The organism is Flavobacterium sp., from assembly GCF_025352425.1.
Classification (GTDB): domain Bacteria; phylum Bacteroidota; class Bacteroidia; order Flavobacteriales; family Flavobacteriaceae; genus Flavobacterium.
In genome coordinates this window covers 73858-97484 of record NZ_JANXTI010000039.1, presented here as the reverse complement: position 1 = coordinate 97484, position 23627 = coordinate 73858, and the positions used below count along the sequence as shown (strand labels likewise).

Sequence of the window (23627 nt, the reverse complement as noted above, 5' to 3'; positions counted from 1 at the left end):
AATCGCTTTCGGGCGATTTTTTATTCCGCTTTGCTCCAACTTTTACCTATGGATTTGGTTCTCTTTCGTCATTTTCGTTAAAGGCCGACGGCAACAGCTGTGGAATAAACTTTATTAAAATTGGCAGCAGTAGGCTTCCGCCAGGCAAAAGAAAAATAGTCAATGAAGGTACAGTTTTGCAGATATCAAGCATTTGTATCTTCATTTTTTTCTTTTCTTCCTTGTCCAGTTCTTTGTGTGTTGATTTCGCCAAAAGATGCATGAGTTCCTTACTTTGGGAAAGTTCCTTAACCAATCTTTTTTTGTTTCTGTTGATCAGGATTTGTACACTTTCGGTAGTATGGTCATAAAAATTCTTTACCGGATTTGAGTTGTTGAAATACGGAATCTCATGTTTATATTTTACAATAAAATTATTGATAAAGTTGATACTTTCGATAGCGAAAGCTTCGGCAATACTTAACTTTTCTCCCAACTTGAATAGAAAATAGCGCTCTTCGTTTTCCACTTTTTCATCGCTCCACAAACTGATTCCCGCCAAGTCTATCATGTAGAATTTTTCTAAATTATTGCTGAGATAACTTAAATCCAAGTCATCAATGGTTTTAATTTTGGCGTTTGAAAACTTATTGTAACGAACAGACGATTCAAACAGTTTCGCCAACAAATCATCATGAATCGAAATTCCGGTTTTAGACTTTAGCGAAAGCGAAATAATGCTAATGACAATATCTTCAATCTTATTGAAATATTTCTCTGGAAGCGAACCTTTCTCAAGATATTTCTTGAATGCCAAAACATCTACAAAAAGGAGCGCATTAGTAATTACATGAGAGAAGTTTTTGCTAAACAAATCTTCGTTAGTCTGCGCTCTGTCGTGAATTATTTTCTCCAGTTTACTCGAGTCAGAACTAGTGGGAAGCATTTTCTGCAAAGGATTAAACCCTTTTGGAGTCAGAAGATTATAGAATGCAACGGCTTCGGAAATAAAGTGGTCTTTGTCTGTATCTTTTTTGGTCAGGCAATACATTTGATATAGCGTAATAAGCATTCCAATTTTTGATATTTCTTGAGGAAGCCGTTCTGTTATTGGGATTGGCTTTACGGTATCAAAACTCACGATGTGTCCAAAAATAAATCCTGTAGCTCGTGTTCGGATGTATAACGCTTCTTCTGAATCAATGATAGGCTGCCCTGAAGTTTTTTGTTCAATAAAGAACTTGTCAATCCAACCGTTTGCTGAAGGGTTAATCATTTGGGATACGTTTAGGCTGTAAAACTAAATCTTTTTTATGAATGAAGAAATCAAATTTAGAATGTTCCCCTCGATTTGATGTTTTGTTCACAAAGGGTTACGATTTCTGAAACACGTGCTGATCGTGTTTCCTCACGTTTGGCTTGGTTCAGCCAATATAAATAGCTTTTTCTATAGGAAGGACTAAAGTTATTATAGTTTTCCAATGCGGTTTTGTTTTTGGAAAAGGCCGTTTTTAAGTCTTTAGGCATTTCTAGGTTTTCTACGCCATCGAGTGTTGTCCAGGAACCATTTTGTTTAGCAATTTCAATCTTCTTTAGACCACTTTCATGCATCAGATTATTAGTAATAAGTTTTTCGATATAGGTTTTATTGAGTTTGCTCCAAACGCTTTTATCTTTACGCGGCGTGAACATTTGGCGTCTGCGTTCGTCATCCAATTTTTTTACTGTAGAATCAATCCATCCATAGCAAATAGCAACCTGAACGGCTTCTTCCCAACGCATGCTTTCCTTTGCGCTGGCAACTCTATAAAAAACAAGATAGACACCTTTTGACGAATGATGATTATTGTGCAGCCATTCTCGCCATTCCTGGGCATTTTTGAAGTATAAAAGTTCTTTTTCTTCCAAACTATTGTATAATCGCGGAACAGGCAACTCTTGCTCCGGCATTTCCTGAAGGTTGTGTAGTAAAATCGTCGGGCTTGTCATGAACAATAAGTCCTTTGCCTAAGATGTCCTTGGTAGTATCTCCACAACCAATGCACCATTCATCTGTTTTGAATAGTACGGTCGCAGTCCCATCTGCATTTGCATTGAAATTGCCAATATCTCCTTTATGATGTTCGGCATCAGTCCATTTACCATGTTTTTTGAACGTTGGATTCCAATGTCCGCCAGCAGAAGCTGCATCCGCTGCAGAGCAATCCGCTTTTTCATGAATGTGGATGGCGTGAACTCCGGGTGTTAATCCTGTTAATTTGGCTTCTAAGAATACGATGCCATCTCTTTCAGTGAAAACAGCATTTCCCTGCACTTTACTGCCACTTTTTGATTCAAATTGAATATTGATTTTTTTGGAGTCGCCACCCGTACTTGAACTTTTACAACTAAAAATCAATAGTCCAAAGCCGGCTATTAAAATAAATATTTTTTTCATCGAGCATGTTTTTTAAATTACTATAAAAGTAAGCAATTAATGAACGTTGTAAAGTTTTGAAAGGTAAATGTTTATTTAGTTTTTTCGCCAACGAAATAATCATTCTGAGATTTGAACAATATGTTGAAAGTAGTCAAACTGCCATAAATTCGCGTGATGTATTGTTGGAGCTCCACTTTTTCTATTTCTTCAATATTGCTTGCATTGATTTTTTGTTCCATTACCCTTAATCGGTCACGAAGCATTACAATTTTGTGGAAGAACACATCTATAGGCACATCTTTGTGCGCTAAGCCAGCTTGTCCGGGTTCCAACTTCATGTTACCACCTTTCCATTTATCGCCAATGGCTACGGGTTCTCCCAAACCATTCCATTTTTTAAGTATAGAAAGTAATCCTTGTTCTACATCATAAAAACTGATTGTATCCACTTCGTTTTCAGCAGCCTCGATTACCTCAAATTCGCTATCAAAATCTATGGTTTCTAATCCACCGTCGATAAAAGTTACCCAATATTCTTTTGAAGATACATTAGTTACAACGCCTTTGCCATATTCGGCGTGATTTATTCTGGAGCCAATTCCAAGTAGTTTCATTTGCTTCTCTATTAAGCCACTAAAATAGAAATTTGTTTGGAATAAAAAAATTTCCTAAACTGAATTAAACAAATCGTTACTGCGTCAACCTTCAACATCAATTCGTTTGTATGAAATATTGGAGCTTAACTAGATTGTTTTTACAATGGTTTAGACGAAACTTCTTTTGTGGAAATGGCAGAAACCTGATTTAAGGTATTTATAGTAACAAATAATTCTCGTTTGTAAAGCTTTTTTTCGTATCCAATACTATAACGGAAAATATGTTCTTTTGTTTTTTTATTAAATGAAATATCAATAAGATTTATGTTCAAGAATCTTCCGTTACGCTGATTTATTTTTTTACAGATGGCTGAAATTTTCTCGCGTGTAGCATTTTGCCTCACTTTATCAGTCGCTTCAGTATTGTTAAAAGTTTTGAAGCGTGAAGTATTGCAGGATTCAAGTAAGCGTTTGCCAATATCGTAAGCTCGATCTTTTTTTACTTCTTCAACTTCTTCTGGTTTTACCAGTTTTATTGCTTTTTCGAAGGTTTTAGTTGTTGGCTTTTCAGCGATAGACTTTTTGCTTTTGCACGACACAAGCGTAATCGAACTGACGAAGCAAACCAAAAATAAGACGTAGCAAAATGAAATAATTCTTTTCATAGGATTTTGAACTAATATAAAAAAAGGCACCGCAATTCTGCAAAATTATAAAAGAATAAAAGTAACTGGTTATAAAACTTCGATTATTCGTTACATTATGTTGAATGCAGATTAAATCACAATAATTAATTTACTCGCATACATTTTTAAATATTGAATTTGTATTTTTGGAAGACTAATATACATAAAATGATAATCGTAATTTCTCCTGCCAAATCGTTGAATTTTGATAAAGAATTACCAACTGGCATTTTTTCTGAACCACAGTTTTTAAAACAGGCAGCGACCATTCAGAGAACTTTAAAGAAGAAAAAACCAAAGGCTTTATCGCAACTTATGAATATTTCAGATAAGCTCGCTACGCTAAATTGGCAGCGCAATCAGGCTTGGGAAGTCCCATTTACAAAAGACAATGCACGCCCAGCCGTTTATGCTTTTGATGGTGATGTATACCACGGTTTGGATGTTTACAGTTTGCCGGTTGATAAATTAGACGATTTGCAGGATAAACTCCGAATACTTTCAGGATTATATGGTTTGCTGAAACCGTTGGATTTAATGCAGGCATATCGATTAGAAATGGGTACTTCATTGCCAATTGGAAAAAACAAAAACCTATATGAGTTTTGGAAAAAAACTATTACCAAAGAACTAAACAGCGAATTGAAGAAAGGTGATTTATTTATCAACCTCGCAAGTAACGAATATTTTAGCGCGGTTGATGCCAAAGGGTTGAAAGTTCCGGTTATCACGCCAGAATTTAAAGACTTCAAAGATGGTAACTTAAAGATGATTAGTTTTTTTGCCAAAAAGGCGCGAGGCCTAATGGTTCGCTATATCATTGACACCAATGCCGAAACAATTGACGACCTGAAAGGCTTTAATTATGAAGGATATGGTTTTGATGCGAATTTGAGTAAGGGAAATACATTGGTTTTTACAAGATAAAAAAAGCTCCCGTCAGGAGCTTTTTTTATTTGATGTAAAAATATTCTTCATATTCCATGCTGGTTTCCCTGGTTACTTTGCGCTAATCACGTGCGAGTTCTCTCATTGCTTCAACACCTTTTTTAGCACAGCGTTTTATTTTCGATAGTCTTGATGAAAAGTCCACTAACTTATTGGCATCTTCGGGACTGAGTTTTGTTTTTAATTCATCTACGAAGGAAGAGAACTCTCTTACTACTTCACGATTCTCATCGTACTCAGTTCTCAAATCATCTAATAACTCATCGATTTCTTTGCTGATTTCTTTGCAATGATCGTTGCTTTTCTTATGAAGGTCTTCAATGATTTTCATTTGATTCTTACCAAAAAGTCCCATAATGCCTGATTTAAAAGTTAATTTTGCATAACCTGTAATCAAATTTAGGAAATTGTTTCTTAAATATTTGCAAATTGTTAATAACTTGCAAATTAGTTAATTAATGCATGGCTTCATTCATAGCGACTTTCTTTTTGCCCTTTTTAACCAGTAGAATAAACGGAATGCAGAAAAGAAATAACAAGCCCAGGTAAAGGAAAATATCCATGTATGATAACACAGTACTTTGTTTAGTAATGCCAAAATCCATCACCTTATATGCTTTACGCAAAGCAATCTCAGGACTAAATCCTTTCGATATAAATCCGCCTTGCAGGGTATGCAACCTGTCCTGAACCGCAACTCTTGTTTGATCTAAATGTGCAATCAGATTTACCCGGTGTTCCTGCCCAAAACGGGCAATGAATGTGGTAATAATGGCAATTCCGAAAGAACCTCCAAGCTGACGCATCATTCCCGTGAATGCGGCACCTTCTCCAATGCTTTTTCCTTTTAACCCGGAAAGCGATAAGGTAGTAATTGGTACAAATAATAATCCCAAACCTAATCCACGGACAATCAGTGGCCAAAACATATGTTCTGAGCCAGTATCCGGAGTCATTATGTCGTGCATCCAATAGGTAAAAATGAAAAAGGATAAAAATCCCAGTGCTACTAAATAAGTTTGTGGTACGCCGCGCTGTATTAATTTACCAATCATTGGCATCATAAAAGCAACAGTTATTGAACTTGGTACTAAAAGCAAGCCTGCATCTGTCGCAGTCCACCCTAGAATAGACTGTGTGTAAATTGGAACAATAAAGGTAGTACCATACAAGCCAAATCCCATGATAAAACTCATCACAACACCAACACGAAGGTTACTGTCTTTAAGTACTCCCAGGTTTACGATTGGATATTTGTAGTTCAGTTCACGCCAGATGAAAAAGAATAGTCCCAAGAAACTGATTACGGCTAAGGTGCAAATTCTACTATTGTTAAACCAATCGTCCTGCTGTCCGTGTTCGAGGATATATTGTAACGAACCAATAAAGGCAGCTAATAATCCGATTCCAATCCAATCTACCTGATTAGCTTTTAGCTTTTCACCATATTTTGGGCTTCTTACAAAGGATAATGTTAGAAGCGTTGCGACAATTCCAATAGGCAAATTGATATAAAAAATATAAGGCCAGGAAAAGTGATCGACAATATAACCACCAAGAGGCGGACCAAGTGTTGGGCCAACGATAACTCCCATTCCATAAATAGCTTGCGCCATTCCCCTTTTCTCCATTGGATAACTCTCGGTGATAATGGTTTGCGCGGTAACCAATAAAGCTCCGCCACCCAAACCCTGGATAAAGCGGAAAGCTACCAGTTCCCATATAGTAGAGGCATTTCCACACATGAAAGAGGCAACGGTAAAAATGATGATGGAAGCCGCAAAGTAATTTCTACGGCCAAATTGCTGTGACAGCCAACTCGTCATTGGAATTACAATAACATTAGCGATTGCATAAGCAGTAATTACCCAAGCAACATCCGTTAAGGAAGCACCCAGACTGCCGCGCATATTGTTTAATGCCACATTTACAATGGTGGTGTCAACGATTTCGAGTAGGGCACAAAGCACAGCTGTAATAGTAATAACGGTACGTCGGAATCCGTATTCTACTAAATCGTCGTGAACTACTGGTGCTTTAGCCATTTTAATTGTGAATTGTGAATTTTATTTTAAGATTACATCAACATCAGCATTCATTCCGGAACGCAATAATTGCAGTTTGTCTTTTGGATTGTTTTCTGTAAAGTTGATTCTAACAGGAAGCCTTTGCACGGTTTTTACAAAGTTTCCACTGGCATTATCCGGAGGCAAAAGGGAGAATTTAGAACCGGTAGCCGGAGAAAATGAAGTTATTTCGCCTTCAAATTCCGCATCCGGAAACGCGTCTATTTTTAGTTTTACTTTCTGACCGGTTCGCATTTTATCTAATTGCGTTTCCTTAAAGTTGGCAATAACCCATGTTTCATTGTTGTTAACGATATAAAACAACGATTGTCCGGCTTGTACTAATTGTCCGGGTTGGATGTCAACTGTAGAAACCTGTCCGTCAATAGAAGCGGTAACAACGGTGTAGCCCAAATTTAAATTCGCTGCGTCTAAACTTGCCTGAGCTTTTTTGATATTGGCAGCAGCCACCTGCACTTGTTTACTACTTACGTTAGTTCGTGCAGAAGCGACATTTCTTTGGAAAGAAGAAGCCTTTTGTTGGTCTTGTAAAATTTGCAACTGGCTTTGTGCTTCCTGTTTAGCAGCTTCGGCTTGTTCAAATTGCTGTTTGGTAATAGAATGGTTTTTATACAAATTGCTGTAACGTTCAAAGTCGGCTGAAGCTCTACGCAATCTGATCCTGGCTGTTTCAATCGAGCCATTGGCAGATTGTACATTAGCATCGGAAACTGAAACTCCGGCTTGTGATGTTCCTATATCTGCTTTAGCCACTTCGAAAGTATTTTCGGCTGCAGCCAGATTAGCCTTAGCTTCTTCCACTTTTACAACATAATCGCTTTTGTCAATTACGAAAAGCGTATCTCCTTTTTTAACCAAATCATTATCTTTTACCAAAACCCTGGTAACATACCCGGCAACCCTTGGGATTATTGGGTTCATTTTTTTTGCCACCTGAGCATCATCAGTTGTTTCGTGCGACAGGGAATGAATGTATTTGTAACCGCCGTACACTATTCCTAAAACCGTAAGGGCAATGAATATCAAACGAAATTTTTTATTTGTAGCTGTTTTATTTTCCATGGTTTTGAAATTTTATTTTTGATTGATGTTTAATGATGAGGTCAATTTTCCTGAAGCAAATTGTAATTCGTAATATTTTTGAGCCACATCGGCTTTAGAAAGTGCCTGATTGATTTTGGATTGTAATTGCTGAAAATCGGCTTCCAATAAATCATTAGTGTCAGAAAGGCTGTTGTCGTATTTGTCTTTTACAATTCGGTAATTTTCTGTGGCCTGCTCAACAGCTTTGTCATACACAAGGCTTTGTTTTACTGAAAGGGTATAATTTTCCTGCGCCTGAAATGTTTCTTCGTTAATTTCGTCGGTAAGCTGTGAAACCGCAATCTCCGTTTCTTTAGCGCGGCTTTGTGCCAGTTTAACTTGTTTGCTATTTTTGAAAATACTCGATAAATCATAAGAAAACCCAACTCCAAAATTCATGGCATTCGTTACTGTTATTACATTATTCAAATCAAAAGCGATGTAACCTCCGGTTAATGATAATGATGGATAATAATTCCCTTTCGCGATTTTGATTCCGCTTTCGGCAGCTTGTTTTTTAAGTTCTAGCGATTTTAAATCGTTTCTTTCGCCTTGACTTGCATTCCCTTGATTACTTTTCATATCTCTTTTAACAGCTTCAATATCGATTTCAACCTGAGTGTTTTCGGGTAATTTTAATAGTGTTACCAATTGATGATTGGCAATAGCGTTGTTTTTCTTGGCGTTGTCCAATGACAATTGCACATTAGATTGTTGTAATTGCGTTTTAAGCAAATCATTTCGGGCAACCAAACCGTTTTCTTCCATGGCGGTAAAATCCTTTACACGCTGTTCGGCAGTTTTTAAATTGTCCTCTATTAAATCTACCATTTGCTGTGCTTTGTAAAGCGATGAAAACAAGTTGACAACCTGAAGTCCGATTTGCTCTTTAGAATGCTTTTCAGAGAAAGTTTCCGCTTTATACATATCTTCAGACGCGGCAATGGTGTTTTTTAGTTTGAATCCATTAAAAAGAGGCATGTTGACATTTATCTGTCCTAACATCAATTGATCTACTTTTAGCGGAGCAGCTGGTGGATTAGATGGATTATTGTTTGACTGAATGTTCGAATCAACATTTGCACTTGACAAGCGTAAGTATTGTGCCGAAGCTTTCACACTAGGATAGCGGTTGTTTTTGGTATTATCCAATTCCAGTTTTGAAGTTTCAACTCTAGTTTTTGCTAATGAAGCAGCGTTGCTATTGGTGACAGCCATTTCTACAGCTTCTTTCAAAGTAAGGAGTTTTTTTTCCTGCGCTTGGTTTTTGGTAAATGCCAACAGCAGTAAGGCGAGGAGAAGTGTTTTATTAATTTGCATAAACTAGTAAGGCTTTTATGGTTTTTTGAATGTGTTGCATTAGCGTGGTAGCGACATAATTTTCGTATTCTTCTTCCGTTTTTAAATCAAAGATTCTCATGTATAAGGGCTTGTTCATGTGAAATTGGAAATAAGTCCCCATGATAATAGGGGGAAGTAGTGCTACATTAATGTCTTGTTGGAATTCGCCTGTATCTTGTCCTTCCTTGATAATATTTTTGAAAGTCTCCAGATTGTTTTGCTTCATTTCGGTGAAACTATCAAAGTTCAGTTCCCTTTTCTTGGTTGAGAATTCGAAGTGGATAATCTGGTAAATGCAACGATTTTTATTGATACGGCTGATATATAGCTCAACCATTTTATCAACTTTGGCGAAAGGAGGAATGTTTTCGTGATAAAGGTTCTCTAATTGGAGACGCATATCAGAAATCCTATTTAGTACTAAAGCTTCCAACATTTTTTCTTTCGAACCAAAATAATAAGATATCATGGCGATGTTGACATTCGCTTTTTTAGCAATATCCCTAACCGAAGTCCCGTCAAAACCTTCTTCTGCAAATAGCTGTTCGGCTACCTGAAGAATCTCTAATTGTTTTTCATTAAATTCAGTCATGATTTGTTTCTGTTTTAATCGGAGACAAAATTAAACAAGTGTTTAAATTAAACGTTTGTTTAATTTAATTTTAACATGAAATTAACAAAATAATTATCATAGATAAATTCTATATACAATATATATAAAATTAATTATCAATACTGTATAAAAAAATACTTAAAGTAAATTTTGGATAAATGAATCAATATTGGAAATTGGATTGTTTGCAATGAATTGGATAAAACTACTGCCAATAATGGTACCTTTTTGATGTTTTGTTGCTTGCTGAAAAGTTATTTTGTTGCTAATTCCGAAACCAATTATTTGCGGGTTTCTCAAATTCATTGCCGCAATTCTTTCGAAATACTCTAATTGATCCTTATCGAAACTATCCCTACTCCCTGTTACACTAGAACTACTAACCATGTAAATAAATGTGTTAGAATTGTGGTCAATCAGCCGAATTCGTTCTACTGAAGTTTGTGGAGTAATTAAAAAAATCATCGCAACACTGTAACTTTCAAAGAGTTGTTTGTATTCTGAAAGATAAATTTCTAATGGTAAATCCGGAACAATCAAGCCGTCAATACCTGTTTCCTGGCATTTTTTCAAAAAGTTTTCTACGCCAAATTGCATAATCGGATTGAAATATCCCATTATGATTAATGGTATAGTAACTGTTTCTCTAATGTCTTTGATTTGGTTGAACAAAATTTCAGTTGTCATTCCGTTTTTCAAAGCTTCTGTAGAACTCGCCTGAATTGTTGGTCCATCTGCTAACGGATCACTAAATGGCAGACCGATTTCAATGATATCGACATTGTTTTTTTCTAGGCTTTCAATTAAACTTTTAGTATCGTTTAAATTAGGAAAACCTGCTGAAAAATAAATAGATAGAATTTTTTTATCTTCTTTTAATTTGTTTTGGATTCTATTCATTTTATAAGTTGAAATAATTAATATAGGTATTCAAATCTTTATCACCGCGACCTGATAAATTGATTACAACAATATCTTCCGGCTTGAATTTCCTCTGTTGCAAAACCGCCAAGGCATGAGCACTTTCAATAGCCGGAATGATTCCTTCGGTTTTGGCTAATGCAATTCCGGCTTTCATAGCGTCATCATCTGTAATAGCAATGAATTCGGCTCTTTTGGTTTGAAATAAATGAGAATGCATTGGGCCAACTCCTGGATAATCCAATCCTGCTGAAATAGAGTAGGGTTCTGTGATTTGTCCGTCTTTGGTCTGCATAAGCAGCGTCTTGCTTCCATGGATCACTCCAATCTTTCCGAGAATAGAAGTGGCAGCACTTTCTCCTGAATCTACACCTTTTCCGGCTGCTTCAACTGCAATAAGTTTTACGGTTGAATTATCTAAAAAATGATAAAAAGCACCGGCAGCATTGCTTCCGCCTCCAACACAAGCAATTACATAGTCAGGGTTTTCTCTGCCCTCGTGTTCAAAAAGCTGTTTCTGAATTTCCTCTGAAATTACGCTTTGAAACCGAGCTACCATATCAGGATAGGGATGAGGTCCGACTACTGAACCGATGATATAAAATGTATCGACAGGATTGTTGATCCAATCGCGAATCGCTTCATTTGTAGCATCCTTAAGAGTTTTTGAACCTGAGGTTGCCGGACGAACTTCTGCACCAAGCATCTTCATTCGCGCAACGTTGGGAGCCTGACGTTCAATATCGATTTCACCCATATACACTATGCATTGCAAACCCATAAGCGCACAAACAGTGGCTGTTGCCACGCCATGTTGTCCTGCGCCGGTTTCGGCTATGATTCTGGTTTTAGTTAATCTTTTGGCTAGTAAAATTTGCCCAATGGTATTGTTGATTTTGTGCGCGCCGGTATGACACAAATCTTCTCGTTTTAAATAAATTTTGGTTTTGAATTGTTCCGACAAACGCTTGGCGAAATACAAAGGCGTTGGTCTGCCCACGTATTCTTTCAAAAGCGAATGAAATTCTTCCTGAAAAGAAGGCTCAGCAGTTATCGATAAATACTGCTGGCGCAATTCCTCTACATTCGGATATAGCATTTCTGGAATGAATGCGCCGCCAAATTCGCCATAAAATCCGTTTTCGTCTACATTGTAACTCGTTTGCATAGTTTATTCTTTAAAAGCGTTTATAAGCTGTTTTGTTTTTTCTGTTGACTTTAGTCCCGGTGAAATTTCCAGTTTGCTGTTGCAATCAATGGCAATGCAGTTTTTGGAATACTCTTTCGCCAGAAATGATTTTACTTCTTCTATATTTTCTAATCCAATACCGCCACTTAAAAAATAGGGTTTGTTAAGAGTATAGTTTTCTAAAATCGACCAATCGAAAGTTATTCCGTTGCCACCGTAATTAGTTCCTTTTGTGTCAAAAAGGAAGTAGTTGCAATATTTATTATAATTTTTTAAAGCATTAAAATTAAATTGGTTATCAATACTGAATGCTTTAATGACTTTAAATTTATTTAGCTGTAATAAATGACAAAACTCCGGACTTTCATCTCCATGTAACTGCACGAAATCTAATTGATAGGCATTCACTTTTTCCAATATCATTTCCAAAGAAGCATTCACAAAAACACCAACTTTCTGAATTGATTGAGGTAAATTTGGAATATCGGCTTCAATATTACGCGGTGACTTTCCGTAGAAAATAAACCCTAAATAATCAGGCTTCAATGAAGCTATTTCATTGATATTATCTGAAAACTTCATACCACATATTTTGATTTTTATTCCCATTATGCCTTTAATTGTTTGATAAATTGCTCTAAGCTTTTTCCGGGATTATCGGTTTTCATAAAATTCTCTCCAATTAAAAATCCTTGAAAACCATGGCTTCTCAATAGATTTATATCATCTGTTGAGGTTAATCCGCTTTCGGAAATTTTTACAAAATCATTCGGAATATTATTTGTCAATTCGATACTATTCTGTAAATTTACTTCAAATGTTTTCAGGTTTCGATTATTCACGCCAATCAAATCAAGGCTTGGCATGATACTTTTTTTTAATTCTTCTTGGTTGTGGACTTCAAGCAAAACTTCTAAAGCCAACGATTGCGCAAATTCGGAAAATTGTTTGATTTCTTCTTTCGATAAAACTGCAGCAATTAAGAGAATAGCATCGGCACCAAAGGCTTTGGCTTCCAATAATTGATATTCGTCAACAATAAATTCCTTTCGCAATAACGGAATCTGAACTGAAGCTCTTGCCAAAAGCAAATCTTCCAATGAACCTCCAAAATACTGCATATCGGTTAAAACCGAAATCCCTGAAGCGCCAGCGTTTTCATAACCTTTAACAACTTCTTCTACCGAAAAACTATTATTAATTGTGGCTTTCGAAGGCGAACGACGTTTGTGTTCAGCAATAATTCCGAATGGAGAATTGAGTATTGACTTGCTTAAAGAGTTCGTTTTTGTATTGAATAAATCCGAGTTTTCCAACTGCGCAACCGAGACCACGCTCTTCTTCAAAGCAACTTCTTTCTTTTTACTGGCGATTATCTGATCTAAAATATTCATGAGCTTTGGCTGATTTGTTGCAGTTTTTGTAATTTTTCTAAGGCGAGTCCCGATTGTAAACTTTCTTTGGCTTTGGCAAAAGCATCTATCACACTAAGATTTTCGACAGTTGAAATTGCTAGTGCAGCATTGGCACAAACCACATTTTGCTGCGCTTCGGTTCCTTTTCCTGAAATGATATTCATGAAAATCTGAGCTGATTCTTCTATGGTTTCTCCACCTTTAATGTCTTCGAAATATAATCTTGATAATTTGTAATCATCAGCATTGACAATACTTTCGGAGTTTTTGGTAATCATTTTGGCATCTGCAGTCAGTGAAATTTCATCATAACCATCTAAAGCGTGGAGAATCGTATAATTCACATTCGTGTTTTGATAGAGATAGGCATACATACGCGCCAATTCCAAACTAAAAACACCAACCAATTGATTTTTTGGGAAAGATGGATTTACCATAGGGCCAAGCATATTAAAGAAGGTTTTAACGCCTAATTCTTTCCTGATTGGACCAACATTTTTCATAGCAGGATGGAAGAGCGGTGCGTGAAGTATGGCAATGTTGGCTTCGTCCATACATTTGGCTAAAAAATCTTTTTCATTGCTGAATTTCACGCCAAGTGTTTCCATTACATTGCTCGAGCCAGAAATGGAAGAGACTCCATAGTTACCGTGCTTTGCAACATGTATTCCGGTTCCGGCAACTACAAATGATGCTAGTGTTGAAATGTTGAAAGTGTCTTTTCCGTCACCACCAGTTCCACATAAATCGATGGTATTGTAAGCAGAAAAATCTACCGGAATACAAAGTTCTAAAAGCGCTTCACGAAAACCCGAAAGTTCTTCGATGGTGATATTTCGCATCATATACACTGTCAAAAACGAAGCAATCTGTGCATGATTATATTGCCCTGAGGAAATATTGACCAAAACTTCTTTGGCTTCCGCTTTGGATAGCGTTTCGTGATTTATTAATCGGTTTAAAATTGTTTTCATGAGTTTACCCAGTTTTCTAAAATTTGTTTGCCAAAAGGCGTTAGAACGCTTTCAGGATGGAATTGCACGCCTTTTACGTCTAATGTTCTGTGACGAAGCGACATAATTTGTCCGTTTTCATCTGTTGAAGTAATTTCTAAAACAGCTGGAAAATTAGCATTGGCAACAACCCAGGAATGATAACGCCCGACTTCAAAATCGTTTGGCAAACCATTAAATAGTGTTTCATCTGTGACAGATTGAGACACTTTTGTAGCAACACCATGATAGACTTTTTCCAGATTAATCAGGCTTCCGCCGAAGACTTCTCCGATGGCTTGTTGACCAAGGCAAACACCAAGAATGCTTTTGTTTTCGGCATACTTTGAAATCACTACTTTAAGCAGACCCGCTTCATCCGGAATTCCCGGACCTGGCGAAAGCAGAATTTTATCGAACGTTTGTAATTCTTCCAATTCAAATTCGTCGTTTCTGAATACGGTTACTTTGGCGTTCAAATCTTCAAGATAATGAACCAAGTTGTAGGTGAAACTGTCGTAGTTATCTATTACTGCTATTTTCTTCATGATGATGTTTTATTATTATAAGCCCTTCGACTGCGCTCAGGGTGACAAATTGTATAATTGAATACTAAATAGTTTCTGCTAATTCTAATGCCTTGTTCAAAGCTCCTAATTTATTATAAACCTCTTGCATTTCGCTTTCTTCCGAAGAGCTTTCTACGATTCCGGCTCCAGCCTGATAATGCAATTGATGGTTTTTGGAAAGGAAAGTCCGAATCATTATGGCGTGATTAAAATTGCCTTCAAAGTCCATAAAACCAATAGCTCCGCCGTAAAATGTTCTATTGGTATTTTCGATTTCTTCAATGAGCTGCATGGCTTTGTGTTTTGGTGCTCCGCTCAAGGTTCCGGCGGGAAAAGTATTCGCGACCAAATTCATTGAGCTTCCGTTTAATTTTCCGGTGACTTTGGAAACCAAATGAATTACATGCGAAAAAAACTGCACTTCTTTATATTTTTCGACTTTCACGTTAGTACAGTTGCGGCTTAAATCATTTCGGGCTAAGTCGACCAGCATCACGTGTTCGCTGTTCTCTTTGGTATCTTCAGCTAATTTTTTTGCTAATTCGGCATCTTGCTCGTCATTTCCTGTTCGTTTGAAGGTTCCGGCTATGGGATGAATTTCTGCATGCTTATTTGAAATTACGAGTTGCGCTTCGGGCGAAGACCCAAAAATTTTAAAATTTCCATAATCAAAAAAGAACAGATAGGGTGAAGGGTTGATGTTTCGCAAAGCTCTATAGACATTGAATTCATCGCCTTTAAAAGCTTGAGAAAACCTTCGGGACAAAACCAATTGAAATACATCGCCACGATGACAGTGTTTTTTTGCTAAAGCCACATTCGATTTAAATTCTGCATCGGTAAGATTGGAAACCGAATTTCCTTCTTTGGTAAAACTATAAGTTGCAAAAGTTTTGGTTTGCAATAATTGCTCAATTTCTTTAATATTATTGGTATTGTCAATGCTATGGCAAAAGATATACGCTTCGTTTTTAAAATGATTAATAGCAATTATATTTTGGTAAACCGCATAGTACAAATCGGGAATGGCTAAGTCATCGGTTCTTTTTTGAATGCTTATTTTTTCGAAATATTGCACCGCATCATAGCTTATATATCCAAACAAGCCGTTATTAATAAATTTGAAATCGTTATTTTTGGGTTTGAATTTTGAGGCAAATTCTTCAATCACTTTTGGAACATTTACAGCAGTGGAAATGGCAATTTTTTCAGAAGTTCCATCAGGAAATGCACTTATAATGTTATTGTTTTCAATTTTTATCGAAGCGATAGGATTGCAGCAGATATAGGAAAAACTGTTATCTGCCGTGTGATAATCGCTACTTTCGAGCAAAATGCTATTGGGATATTTATCCCGAATCTTAAGATATATACTCACTGGCGTAATAGTGTCTGCGAGAATTTGTTTGTAGTGTGTATTTAATTGAAATTGTTGCATAATGAAAGTTATTAAAATGAAAAAAGACCTGTCGTGAATGACAAGTCTTTTATATTATTTGGATAAATGATACCAATAATGGACTATTTCACGACGTTTGACGTAAACTATTCCACCACCAGTTATTATTTAAAATGTTCTTCATTGTTGTAATTGATTCAAACAAATGTAGTGATGTGTTTTTAATTTCCAAACAAAAAATAAAAAAACCTCGAAAATTTCTTTCCGAGGTTTCATTTTGCATAGCAATAATTCCCTAATTAGAACTGTAGGTTAACAGTTAAAGTAAAATCATCATAGATAGCTTTGTCACCAATGCTGTCAAAGAAGTTTTTCGAATTGTATTTGATACCGTATTTTGTTCTGTCAATTGTTACTACAGTTGTTGCAGTATCGCCTTTTACAGTAATATCAAAAGTTACCGGATTTGTAATTCCTTTGATAGTCAAATCGGAAGTTACAGTATAAACACCGTTTGGTTTAGTAGTGATTGTTTTGAATACTAACGTAGATGTTGGGAATTTTGCAGTTCCGAAGAAATCATCCGATTTCAAATGTCCTTCTAATTTTCCTTTCCAATCACCAGATAAATCGGTTGTTACTAACGAAGTCATATCCACTGTGAAATTTCCACCAGCTAATTTTCCGCTTTTGAAAATCAGATTTCCTTCTTTCAAATTAACTGTTCCGCTATGTTCTCCGGTTACTTTTTTTGCATTCCAGGTGATTGTGCTTTTTTCAACATTAACTTTTTTAGTCTGAGCTGTAGCTACTGTTCCGAAAGCTACTAATAATGCAATTGCAATTGTTTTTAAGTTTTTCATTGTGTTTAATATTAAGTATTTGATTATAAATTTATAAATAATTCTTCGTTTGATTTGCGTACTTTAACATAGTGTTGGGTTGTATCTTCTTCATGACGATATCCAATTGTTGCAATTACTGAAGCGTTTAAACCTAGTTTGTCAAAACCCAGAATTTCATTGAATTTTTCTGGTTCAAAGCCTTCCATTGGAGTTACATCAATATGTAATCCAGCGGCAGCATTTAATAAATTGCTTAAAGCAATATAAGTTTGTTTAGCGGTCCAAGTGTTTCTAACACCTTCAGGCAAGGTTGTTATTTTTGATTTCATAAAATCAGCATAACCTTGAACTGCTTCCATTGGAATTTTTCTGGTTTCTATTAAATTTTGAAAATAAGCATCAATTTCTGCCTCACCAAAGTTGGTAATATTAGCAAAAACAATTAGTTGGGAAGCATCTACAATTTGAGATTGTCCCCATGCTGCAGGTTGCAATTGAGTTCTTAATTCCGTATTTTCAATGATAAAAACTTTGTATGGTTGTAGGCCATAAGAAGACGCACTTAAACGAATAGCTTCTTTTAAAGTTTCTAAATCTTCTTTGGATACTTTTTTGGTAGTATCAAATTTCTTTGTTGCGTAACGCCAATTTGCGTTTGTGATAAAATTACTCATAGTTAATTATTAATTAATAGTTCTGTATTTTTCCAATAAGGTATTCAATTGTTCCAACTCAGCTAGAGTTAGGTTTTTCGCAAAAAGTTTTTCGTGTTCCAGTACAAAAGGATCTAATTCATTTAAAACATTTAATCCTTTTTGGGTAATCAAGACTTCGATTTTTCTGCGATTGTCCGGGCAAACTTCTCTGGTAACAAAGTCTTTAAGAAGTAGTTTGTCAATAAGTCGGGTAGTGTTACTGTTTTTAGCCAACATCCGTTCCTGAATGATACACATATTAGCAGGAGAACCTTTTTGACCACGAAGTATTCTGAGAACATTATATTGTTCTCCGGACAAATCATAAGGCTTCATTATTTCAGCAAACTTATCATTGATGACGTTTTGGGTAAACATAATATTCAAGATGACTTTTTTGGCATCATCCATAATTACTGTGGATTTTATTACTTCTTCGATTTTCATATTACTAGTACAACATTTGTAGGTACAAATATAAATAGTTAATTAGTTGTATATACAAATGTCATGTTATTTTTTTGTTAATTTTTTAATCTCTCAGAAGTTTACCTTTTTATCAATGGGATTTGAGTCTGCAATGAAGTATATTTGTTATTCAAATAATGAACAATGAATTTACCACAAGAAGACTGGAAAACAAAATTAGAAAACGATGCGGATGCCATAATCCTGGATGTTAGAACAGAAGATGAATGGAATGAAGGGATTATTCCTAATGCTGTTTTGAATGATATTTATAAAGGGCAGGGATTTCTATCTAAATTAGATGAATTGGACAAGTCCAAGAATTATTATGTTTATTGTAAATCCGGAGGAAGAAGTGCCCAAGCCTGTGCCATTATGGATCAAATGGGTTTTAAAACAACATACAATCTTGAAGGCGGTTTTACTAAATGGAAAGGTAATGTCGCTTTTCGCGAGGAAAATTAATAGAGACAAATGAACATTCCAATTTCAAAAAATCCTCGTGTTGTAATTGTTGGTGGTGGTTTTGGCGGAATTGCACTATCCAAGAAACTCAGAAATAAGGATGTTCAGGTAGTCCTGATTGACAAACACAATTACCACACTTTTCAGCCTTTATTATATCAAGTGGCTACTGGCGGATTAGAAGCCGGTTCAATTGCCTACCCAATCAGGAAAGTTATTCAGGAGTATAATGATTTCTATTTCCGATTGACCTCCGTTAAAGAGATTGATACCAAATATCAAAAGATAATCACCGAAATAGGGGAGTTACATTATGACTATTTGGTTATTGCCATGGGTTCCAAAACCAATTATTTTGGCAATAAGGAAATTGAGCGGAATTCGATGTCAATGAAAACGATTCCACAATCCTTGAATATCCGTAGTTTAATTTTGGAGAATTTTGAACAAGCTGTCTTGACAAAAGATCAGGCAGATAGAAATACCTTAATCAATTTTGTCTTGGTTGGTGCCGGACCAACTGGTGTAGAGCTTGCCGGAGCCTTGGCAGAAATGAAAAAGGCAATTCTGCAAAAGGATTATCCTGATTTGGATATTGATAAAATGCAAATAAACCTTATTCAAAGCGGTGATAGAATCCTGAATACCATGAGTGAGAAGTCTTCAAAAGCTGCTGAAAAATTTCTGGTGGATTTAGGAGTAAAAATTTGGAAAAATGTTCGCGTCACCAATTACGATGGAAGAACGATTACCACGAACACCGATTTAACTTTTGACTCTGCCACAGTGATTTGGACTGCCGGAGTTCAAGGTGCTAAAATAGTGGGATTAGACGCTAAATCTTTTATTGAAAAAGCGGATAGGATTCGGGTAAACCGTTTTAATCAAGTGGTGGGTTACGAAAATATATTTGCCATTGGCGATATTTGTTCAATGGAAACAGAGAAATATCCGCAAGGTCATCCTATGATGGCGCAGCCGGCAATCCAGCAAGGGAAATTATTAGGCGAAAATTTGATCAACTTAATGCATAAAAAAGACATGACCGCTTTTGAATACAACGACAAAGGTTCAATGGCAACCATTGGGAGAAACCTGGCGGTAGTTGATTTACCGCACTATCATTTCAGTGGTATTTTTGCTTGGTTTGTATGGATGTTTGTGCATTTGTTTTCGTTAATTGGTTTTAAAAACAAAGCGGTAGTTTTCCTAAATTGGGTTTACAATTACATCCGTTTTGACCGAGAAGGTCGATTAATCATCAGACCATTTAAAAAGAAAAGTTTCACGACGTTTACTAGTGATGAGATTTAAAATGAAAAGAATAATTTACATATTGTTCCTCAGCTTTCTGATATGTTTCTCCAGTTCCCTTACGCTCGTATCGTGCAAATCAAGCCATCTTAGCGCAAAAAAATCACCCATTTTATTAGACATAACAAAGGAAATTGACAGTAATACTTTTGTCAATATTAGAAATTACAGCAATGATTTTGTGTATGATATGAAATACGCCACAGCTGATAATTTCCTAAAAGAAAAAGTATATCCATGCGACGAATGTTTCCTTCGGGTAAAAACCGTGAAGGCATTATTGGAAGCCAACAAATCGTTTTTGACAAAAGGTTTCAGAATAAAACTTTACGATTGTTATCGCCCAAAATCAATTCAGAAGAAAATGTGGAAAATCGTTCCCGATGCTAATTTTGTGGCCAACCCAAAGAAAGGTTCCATTCACAATCGTGGTGGCGCAGTTGATATTTCTTTAGTGGATTCGCTTGGCGTGGAAGTGAATATGGGAACCAAATTTGATTTCTTCGGAGAAGAGGCAAGCCATAATTATCAAAATCTTTCACAGGAAATTTTGGACAACAGAAAGTTTTTAAAAGAAATTATGCTACAACACAATTTCAAATCGTTCGATTCAGAATGGTGGCATTATAACTTAAACGGAAGCAATAAAGATAAAGTTTCTAATCAAAAATGGAATTGTGCCGATTAATTTTCAACACACTTTAAATAATTGATAAAGTAGTTTTCAGGTTGGTATATCTTTTTGTCTAACTCGGCGGTAAATCCCGTTTTAAAAGGATAGTCTACCGTTTCTCCGGCAAATTTCACCCTCATAAAAGTAACAGGCGACACTTTCAACTCTTCATAATTATCTTTGGAAAACACAAACGAACCACTCATAATCCTACTGTTTGAATTATTCTCATGGCTAATTAACGTGCCACAGGTTTCATTTCCAACATATAGCAAAGTCACAATTTTACCATTGTTTAATTGCAGATAAATCCTTGAATTAGCGTCAAAACAATTGGCTTTTATAAAGCCGGAACTTCTTCTTAAAATTTGCATTTCTATACCTAAAACACCATTGTTACTAGACAAAGCGAAAAAAATGTCGGTTGAATTTCCCGCAAAACTTCGCTCAAAAATGATGAATTGTTTGGTCAATTTATAAGTGCCTAAACTATCGGTAAAATTGGTGTCAATTTCGCAAGGTTTTTGAGCAAATGCAGTTAAGTTAGCAAAAAGGAACAGCGCTAAAAATATCTTTTTACTCATGACTTTAAAATTGATTTTTGTATTCGTGAATCTTCGATTTCATTAGTTATTTTAATTTGCTGCAAAGTAAAACTATTTTATTATTATTTATGTCAGTTGTAAAAAAACAATAAAGATTTCCACCATCTTTAATTTTCCACTTTTTGCGAATGTTTTCTACCGTTTCAGGAAAATTTCGCGTTGTAATATTGGCTTTTTTGTTTTCTAAAAAGTATTTCATGTTTTGCTTATTGTATTCAAAATAATTTTCAATTTCAAAAGCCCTACCCGGAAAATCAATCAAGGTATCGTAAGTGTAAAGATGCGAATGTTGATGCAATTTTCTTACGCCAAATTGCGTGGCAACTTCATCAAATCCCCCTGATTTCATAATCGCTGCATTAGGTTCAAACAAATATTTTAGTGATAAACTGTAAAGTGAGGTTGCTTGATTTTCATATTTAAAAATGAATTCTTCTGCTATAGCTTTTGTCAAATTACATGTAGTAACCTGAATGGTTTTGGAATAATTTTTTTCTAAAATCCAAAGCAATTCCTTAACTTCATTTTCTACTGCAAGAATGTGAATTTCTTTTACGTTTTTTAATTCAGATAATCCGGCAGAAATATCAAGAATTGGTGCCGTTTTTATCATAATGTTATCGGTAAAGCCAAAATAAAAATCAAGCAATTTGGGAACATTTGGCAAGCAATCCTTGAGCATAAACACCTTGCCTTTTGCATCATGTCGCCTCGATGGATCAATATAAATCCAGTCAAACTTTTGATTTAAAGTTTTTAGTATATCAAAACTATCGCCAGCGAGACAATCAATATTTATGGACTTAAGTTGTTCAAAATTATGTTTTACAATCGCAGACAATTCCGTGTTAATTTCACAATGGATAAGATGCTTTACTTTTTTGGAAAAATAAAAATCATCCACTCCAAATCCACCTGTCAAATCAATAAGTTTGTCACCAGAAACCAATTGTGATTTGTATTGAGCAGTTTTTTCAGAGGAAGTTTGCTCAACGGAAATTTTGCCCGGATAGTAAATATTTGAAGAGTTAAACCAGGTTGGAATTTTGCTTTTGGCTTTCTGTTTAGCGGCAATCTGATTAAGGATTGTTGTCCAATCTGTAGCAGGGAATTTATTTTTTTGCAACGCTAAAACAGTTACGGTTGCATCGATATTTTCTGTAATAAAAGTTTGAATTTCTTCAGATAAAATGGATATATCCATGCGCAATAAATTTCATTAAAAATAAAAAAAACTCGCCAGCAATGACGAGTTTTTATCAAATTATATAAACAATTATTATGTATTATGGCTGTGCGAAAGAAATTCTTGGTCCGCCTGATAGGAAAATAGCATCCATTCGGGATTTTTGACCTAATGAAAACATATACATTCCTCTGTCATCAGTATAATCCATATAGTTCATAGTCATTTCAACAGGGGTTCCCGAACATGTACTGTAATGAGGATAAGTTGGAACGCCAAAATTTGCTGAATCATGTTGAGGTGTATCTGAAACTAAATCATTTCCACAATTAGCGTCACCCCATATGTGTCGTAGATTTAACCAATGTCCCACTTCATGTGTTGCAGTTCTTCCTAAATTATATGGATAACTAACACTTGCATCACTTGTAACTCCAAAATACAATGGGTCAATTACAACGCCATCTGTAGCAGAAGAACCGCCTGGAAATTGCGCATAACCCAAAATTCCGCCACCAATAGTTCCAACCCAAAGGTTTAATTTTGTTGTTGGGCTGGTTGGATCCAATCCACCTTGTTTTGTTTTCTTGATAGCATCTCTTGTTCCCCAAGATGATTTTGTGGTCGATTTTCTGATTACTTGGTCTAAAACAAAGGAAATTCCAACATTAGCTTTGACACCGGCAAACAATGCAGGCACTTGATTGTAATCAGAATTTTGGGCATTAAAATCCTTGTTTAAAACATCAATCTGAGATTGAATTTGAGTTGCAGAAATATTCTCTGCTGCTGTTCTGTATAATACATTTACAACAACTGGAATTTGGATTTTTCCATTTACCAAACGATTTTCGCTTTGGTTAAGCATTGCATTTTCCGTAAACGCTTCGATTTGGCTCATCTTTGCCGCTAATTCAGGATTTTCCTTTAATTGTCTTTCAAGTACTTCCTGAGAAGCACAGATTCTTCTTGAAGCCTTAGGGATGGCTTGTACATCGTCTTCTTTTTGACAAGAAAACAAAGCCAGTAGGATGGCTAAGGATAAACATATTTTTTTCATCTTTATTTGGATTTTATTTATTAATTACCACAATTTTATGAATTATTTTAGTATGTTTTTTAAAAAACTAAATTTACTT

At 35.6% G+C, this 23627-nt stretch carries 27 protein-coding genes; 4 read left to right on the top strand and 23 right to left on the bottom strand.

Translation table 11 applies throughout. The features are described from left to right. Nucleotides 1–46: 46 nt before the first annotated feature. From Q0Q99_RS06020 to Q0Q99_RS06000, 5 genes are all read right to left on the bottom strand, one after another. A complete protein-coding gene (locus Q0Q99_RS06020; protein WP_293892931.1) occupies nt 47–1255 on the bottom strand; it encodes an LETM1-related biofilm-associated protein in 1209 nt (402 codons plus the stop codon). Between the two features lie 56 nt (nt 1256–1311). Continuing rightward, on the bottom strand, nt 1312–1929 hold the full coding sequence (locus tag Q0Q99_RS06015) for a YdeI family protein (protein WP_293892928.1): 618 nt from the start codon (nt 1927–1929) through the stop codon (nt 1312–1314). Next, nucleotides 1889–2416, bottom strand: coding sequence for a superoxide dismutase family protein (locus tag Q0Q99_RS06010; RefSeq protein WP_293892925.1), 528 nt, complete (start codon nt 2414–2416; stop codon nt 1889–1891). Before Q0Q99_RS06010 ends, Q0Q99_RS06015 begins: the two co-directional genes overlap by 41 nt. Nucleotides 2417–2487: 71 nt before the next feature. Next, nucleotides 2488–3012 (bottom strand): hypothetical protein, encoded by a 525-nt coding sequence (locus Q0Q99_RS06005; protein ID WP_293892922.1) that lies wholly within the window; start codon nt 3010–3012, stop codon nt 2488–2490. Between the two features lie 140 nt (nt 3013–3152). Next, nucleotides 3153–3659: a hypothetical protein gene (locus tag Q0Q99_RS06000; protein WP_293892919.1), complete on the bottom strand. Its 507-nt coding sequence runs from the start codon at nt 3657–3659 to the stop codon at nt 3153–3155. Between the two features lie 189 nt (nt 3660–3848). Between Q0Q99_RS06000 and yaaA the strand changes: the two genes are divergently transcribed. Next, the gene (gene yaaA, locus Q0Q99_RS05995) at nt 3849–4607 is read left to right on the top strand and encodes a peroxide stress protein YaaA (RefSeq protein ID WP_293892916.1); all 759 of its coding nucleotides are present in this window, start codon (nt 3849–3851) and stop codon (nt 4605–4607) included. Nucleotides 4608–4689: 82 nt separating this feature from the next. Here the strand turns inward: yaaA and Q0Q99_RS05990 are convergent, their stop codons facing one another. The 15 genes from Q0Q99_RS05990 to Q0Q99_RS05920 form a co-directional block, all read right to left on the bottom strand. Next, a complete protein-coding gene (locus tag Q0Q99_RS05990) occupies nt 4690–5025 on the bottom strand; it encodes a hypothetical protein (protein WP_293892913.1) in 336 nt (111 codons plus the stop codon). A 58-nt stretch (nt 5026–5083) separates the two neighbouring features. Further along, nucleotides 5084–6673, bottom strand: a complete 1590-nt coding sequence (locus tag Q0Q99_RS05985; RefSeq protein WP_293892910.1) for an MDR family MFS transporter — start codon at nt 6671–6673, stop codon at nt 5084–5086. 21 nt (nt 6674–6694) lie between these two features. Next, nucleotides 6695–7777 carry an HlyD family secretion protein gene (locus tag Q0Q99_RS05980; RefSeq protein ID WP_293892908.1) on the bottom strand — a complete coding sequence of 361 codons (1083 nt, stop codon included), beginning with the start codon at nt 7775–7777 and terminating at the stop codon, nt 6695–6697. Between the two features lie 12 nt (nt 7778–7789). Then, nucleotides 7790–9118 (bottom strand): TolC family protein, encoded by a 1329-nt coding sequence (locus Q0Q99_RS05975; RefSeq protein WP_293892906.1) that lies wholly within the window; start codon nt 9116–9118, stop codon nt 7790–7792. Beyond that, complete coding sequence (locus Q0Q99_RS05970) at nt 9108–9731, bottom strand: TetR/AcrR family transcriptional regulator (RefSeq protein WP_293892904.1); 624 nt, start codon at nt 9729–9731, stop codon at nt 9108–9110. The genes Q0Q99_RS05975 and Q0Q99_RS05970 overlap by 11 nt, the downstream gene beginning before the upstream one ends. Nucleotides 9732–9890: 159 nt before the next feature. Further along, the gene (gene trpA, locus Q0Q99_RS05965) at nt 9891–10652 is read right to left on the bottom strand and encodes a tryptophan synthase subunit alpha (protein ID WP_293892901.1); all 762 of its coding nucleotides are present in this window, start codon (nt 10650–10652) and stop codon (nt 9891–9893) included. 1 nt (nt 10653) lies between these two features. After that, nucleotides 10654–11841: a tryptophan synthase subunit beta gene (gene trpB / locus Q0Q99_RS05960; RefSeq protein ID WP_293892898.1), complete on the bottom strand. Its 1188-nt coding sequence runs from the start codon at nt 11839–11841 to the stop codon at nt 10654–10656. A 3-nt stretch (nt 11842–11844) separates the two neighbouring features. Continuing rightward, nucleotides 11845–12444 carry a phosphoribosylanthranilate isomerase gene (locus Q0Q99_RS05955; RefSeq protein ID WP_293892895.1) on the bottom strand — a complete coding sequence of 200 codons (600 nt, stop codon included), beginning with the start codon at nt 12442–12444 and terminating at the stop codon, nt 11845–11847. Nucleotides 12445–12470: 26 nt separating this feature from the next. Further along, nucleotides 12471–13256, bottom strand: coding sequence for an indole-3-glycerol phosphate synthase TrpC (gene trpC, locus Q0Q99_RS05950; protein WP_293892892.1), 786 nt, complete (start codon nt 13254–13256; stop codon nt 12471–12473). After that, a complete protein-coding gene (gene trpD, locus Q0Q99_RS05945; RefSeq protein WP_293892889.1) occupies nt 13253–14251 on the bottom strand; it encodes an anthranilate phosphoribosyltransferase in 999 nt (332 codons plus the stop codon). The genes trpC and trpD overlap by 4 nt, the downstream gene beginning before the upstream one ends. Continuing rightward, on the bottom strand, nt 14248–14817 hold the full coding sequence (locus tag Q0Q99_RS05940; RefSeq protein WP_293892886.1) for an aminodeoxychorismate/anthranilate synthase component II: 570 nt from the start codon (nt 14815–14817) through the stop codon (nt 14248–14250). The genes trpD and Q0Q99_RS05940 overlap by 4 nt, the downstream gene beginning before the upstream one ends. Before the next feature lie 64 nt (nt 14818–14881). After that, complete coding sequence (locus tag Q0Q99_RS05935; protein WP_293892883.1) at nt 14882–16276, bottom strand: anthranilate synthase component I family protein; 1395 nt, start codon at nt 16274–16276, stop codon at nt 14882–14884. A 260-nt stretch (nt 16277–16536) separates the two neighbouring features. After that, on the bottom strand, nt 16537–17100 hold the full coding sequence (locus tag Q0Q99_RS05930; RefSeq protein WP_293892880.1) for a YceI family protein: 564 nt from the start codon (nt 17098–17100) through the stop codon (nt 16537–16539). Nucleotides 17101–17123: 23 nt separating this feature from the next. Continuing rightward, nucleotides 17124–17756, bottom strand: a complete 633-nt coding sequence (locus tag Q0Q99_RS05925; protein WP_293892877.1) for an NAD(P)H-dependent oxidoreductase — start codon at nt 17754–17756, stop codon at nt 17124–17126. A 9-nt stretch (nt 17757–17765) separates the two neighbouring features. Continuing rightward, nucleotides 17766–18224, bottom strand: a complete 459-nt coding sequence (locus tag Q0Q99_RS05920; RefSeq protein ID WP_293892874.1) for a MarR family transcriptional regulator — start codon at nt 18222–18224, stop codon at nt 17766–17768. A 165-nt stretch (nt 18225–18389) separates the two neighbouring features. On the opposite strand from Q0Q99_RS05920, the gene Q0Q99_RS05915 reads away from it, so the two are divergent. Genes Q0Q99_RS05915 through Q0Q99_RS05905 form a run of 3 tightly spaced genes read left to right on the top strand, consistent with a single transcriptional unit; the run spans nt 18390 to nt 20712 of the window. Continuing rightward, nucleotides 18390–18710: a rhodanese-like domain-containing protein gene (locus Q0Q99_RS05915; protein ID WP_293892871.1), complete on the top strand. Its 321-nt coding sequence runs from the start codon at nt 18390–18392 to the stop codon at nt 18708–18710. A gap of 9 nt (nt 18711–18719) precedes the next feature. Further along, nucleotides 18720–20024 carry an NAD(P)/FAD-dependent oxidoreductase gene (locus tag Q0Q99_RS05910; RefSeq protein WP_293892868.1) on the top strand — a complete coding sequence of 435 codons (1305 nt, stop codon included), beginning with the start codon at nt 18720–18722 and terminating at the stop codon, nt 20022–20024. Nucleotide 20025: 1 nt separating this feature from the next. After that, entirely contained in the window at nt 20026–20712 is a 687-nt protein-coding gene (locus tag Q0Q99_RS05905; RefSeq protein ID WP_293892865.1) for a M15 family metallopeptidase, read from the top strand. Here Q0Q99_RS05905 and Q0Q99_RS05900 read toward each other — a convergent pair. The 3 genes from Q0Q99_RS05900 to Q0Q99_RS05890 all read right to left on the bottom strand — a co-directional run bounded on the left by Q0Q99_RS05900 (nt 20709) and on the right by Q0Q99_RS05890 (nt 23548). Beyond that, complete coding sequence (locus Q0Q99_RS05900) at nt 20709–21281, bottom strand: hypothetical protein (RefSeq protein ID WP_293892862.1); 573 nt, start codon at nt 21279–21281, stop codon at nt 20709–20711. The genes Q0Q99_RS05905 and Q0Q99_RS05900 overlap by 4 nt on opposite strands. A gap of 46 nt (nt 21282–21327) precedes the next feature. Beyond that, nucleotides 21328–22506 carry a class I SAM-dependent methyltransferase gene (locus Q0Q99_RS05895; RefSeq protein WP_293892859.1) on the bottom strand — a complete coding sequence of 393 codons (1179 nt, stop codon included), beginning with the start codon at nt 22504–22506 and terminating at the stop codon, nt 21328–21330. Between the two features lie 82 nt (nt 22507–22588). After that, nucleotides 22589–23548 (bottom strand): zinc metalloprotease, encoded by a 960-nt coding sequence (locus Q0Q99_RS05890; RefSeq protein ID WP_293892856.1) that lies wholly within the window; start codon nt 23546–23548, stop codon nt 22589–22591. Nucleotides 23549–23627: the final 79 nt, after the last annotated feature.

Coding starts and splice junctions, on each gene's coding strand:
- Q0Q99_RS06020 (WP_293892931.1), bottom strand. CDS start 1,255: ATGATTAACCCTTCAGCAAACGGTTGGATTGACAAGTTCTTTATTGAA.
- Q0Q99_RS06015 (WP_293892928.1), bottom strand. CDS start 1,929: ATGCCGGAGCAAGAGTTGCCTGTTCCGCGATTATACAATAGTTTGGAA.
- Q0Q99_RS06010 (WP_293892925.1), bottom strand. CDS start 2,416: ATGAAAAAAATATTTATTTTAATAGCCGGCTTTGGACTATTGATTTTT.
- Q0Q99_RS06005 (WP_293892922.1), bottom strand. CDS start 3,012: ATGAAACTACTTGGAATTGGCTCCAGAATAAATCACGCCGAATATGGC.
- Q0Q99_RS06000 (WP_293892919.1), bottom strand. CDS start 3,659: ATGAAAAGAATTATTTCATTTTGCTACGTCTTATTTTTGGTTTGCTTC.
- yaaA (WP_293892916.1), top strand. CDS start 3,849: ATGATAATCGTAATTTCTCCTGCCAAATCGTTGAATTTTGATAAAGAA.
- Q0Q99_RS05985 (WP_293892910.1), bottom strand. CDS start 6,673: ATGGCTAAAGCACCAGTAGTTCACGACGATTTAGTAGAATACGGATTC.
- Q0Q99_RS05980 (WP_293892908.1), bottom strand. CDS start 7,777: ATGGAAAATAAAACAGCTACAAATAAAAAATTTCGTTTGATATTCATT.
- Q0Q99_RS05975 (WP_293892906.1), bottom strand. CDS start 9,118: ATGCAAATTAATAAAACACTTCTCCTCGCCTTACTGCTGTTGGCATTT.
- Q0Q99_RS05970 (WP_293892904.1), bottom strand. CDS start 9,731: ATGACTGAATTTAATGAAAAACAATTAGAGATTCTTCAGGTAGCCGAA.
- trpA (WP_293892901.1), bottom strand. CDS start 10,652: ATGAATAGAATCCAAAACAAATTAAAAGAAGATAAAAAAATTCTATCT.
- trpB (WP_293892898.1), bottom strand. CDS start 11,841: ATGCAAACGAGTTACAATGTAGACGAAAACGGATTTTATGGCGAATTT.
- Q0Q99_RS05955 (WP_293892895.1), bottom strand. CDS start 12,444: ATGAAGTTTTCAGATAATATCAATGAAATAGCTTCATTGAAGCCTGAT.
- trpC (WP_293892892.1), bottom strand. CDS start 13,256: ATGAATATTTTAGATCAGATAATCGCCAGTAAAAAGAAAGAAGTTGCT.
- trpD (WP_293892889.1), bottom strand. CDS start 14,251: ATGAAAACAATTTTAAACCGATTAATAAATCACGAAACGCTATCCAAA.
- Q0Q99_RS05940 (WP_293892886.1), bottom strand. CDS start 14,817: ATGAAGAAAATAGCAGTAATAGATAACTACGACAGTTTCACCTACAAC.
- Q0Q99_RS05935 (WP_293892883.1), bottom strand. CDS start 16,276: ATGCAACAATTTCAATTAAATACACACTACAAACAAATTCTCGCAGAC.
- Q0Q99_RS05930 (WP_293892880.1), bottom strand. CDS start 17,100: ATGAAAAACTTAAAAACAATTGCAATTGCATTATTAGTAGCTTTCGGA.
- Q0Q99_RS05925 (WP_293892877.1), bottom strand. CDS start 17,756: ATGAGTAATTTTATCACAAACGCAAATTGGCGTTACGCAACAAAGAAA.
- Q0Q99_RS05920 (WP_293892874.1), bottom strand. CDS start 18,224: ATGAAAATCGAAGAAGTAATAAAATCCACAGTAATTATGGATGATGCC.
- Q0Q99_RS05915 (WP_293892871.1), top strand. CDS start 18,390: ATGAATTTACCACAAGAAGACTGGAAAACAAAATTAGAAAACGATGCG.
- Q0Q99_RS05910 (WP_293892868.1), top strand. CDS start 18,720: ATGAACATTCCAATTTCAAAAAATCCTCGTGTTGTAATTGTTGGTGGT.
- Q0Q99_RS05905 (WP_293892865.1), top strand. CDS start 20,026: ATGAAAAGAATAATTTACATATTGTTCCTCAGCTTTCTGATATGTTTC.
- Q0Q99_RS05900 (WP_293892862.1), bottom strand. CDS start 21,281: ATGAGTAAAAAGATATTTTTAGCGCTGTTCCTTTTTGCTAACTTAACT.
- Q0Q99_RS05895 (WP_293892859.1), bottom strand. CDS start 22,506: ATGGATATATCCATTTTATCTGAAGAAATTCAAACTTTTATTACAGAA.
- Q0Q99_RS05890 (WP_293892856.1), bottom strand. CDS start 23,548: ATGAAAAAAATATGTTTATCCTTAGCCATCCTACTGGCTTTGTTTTCT.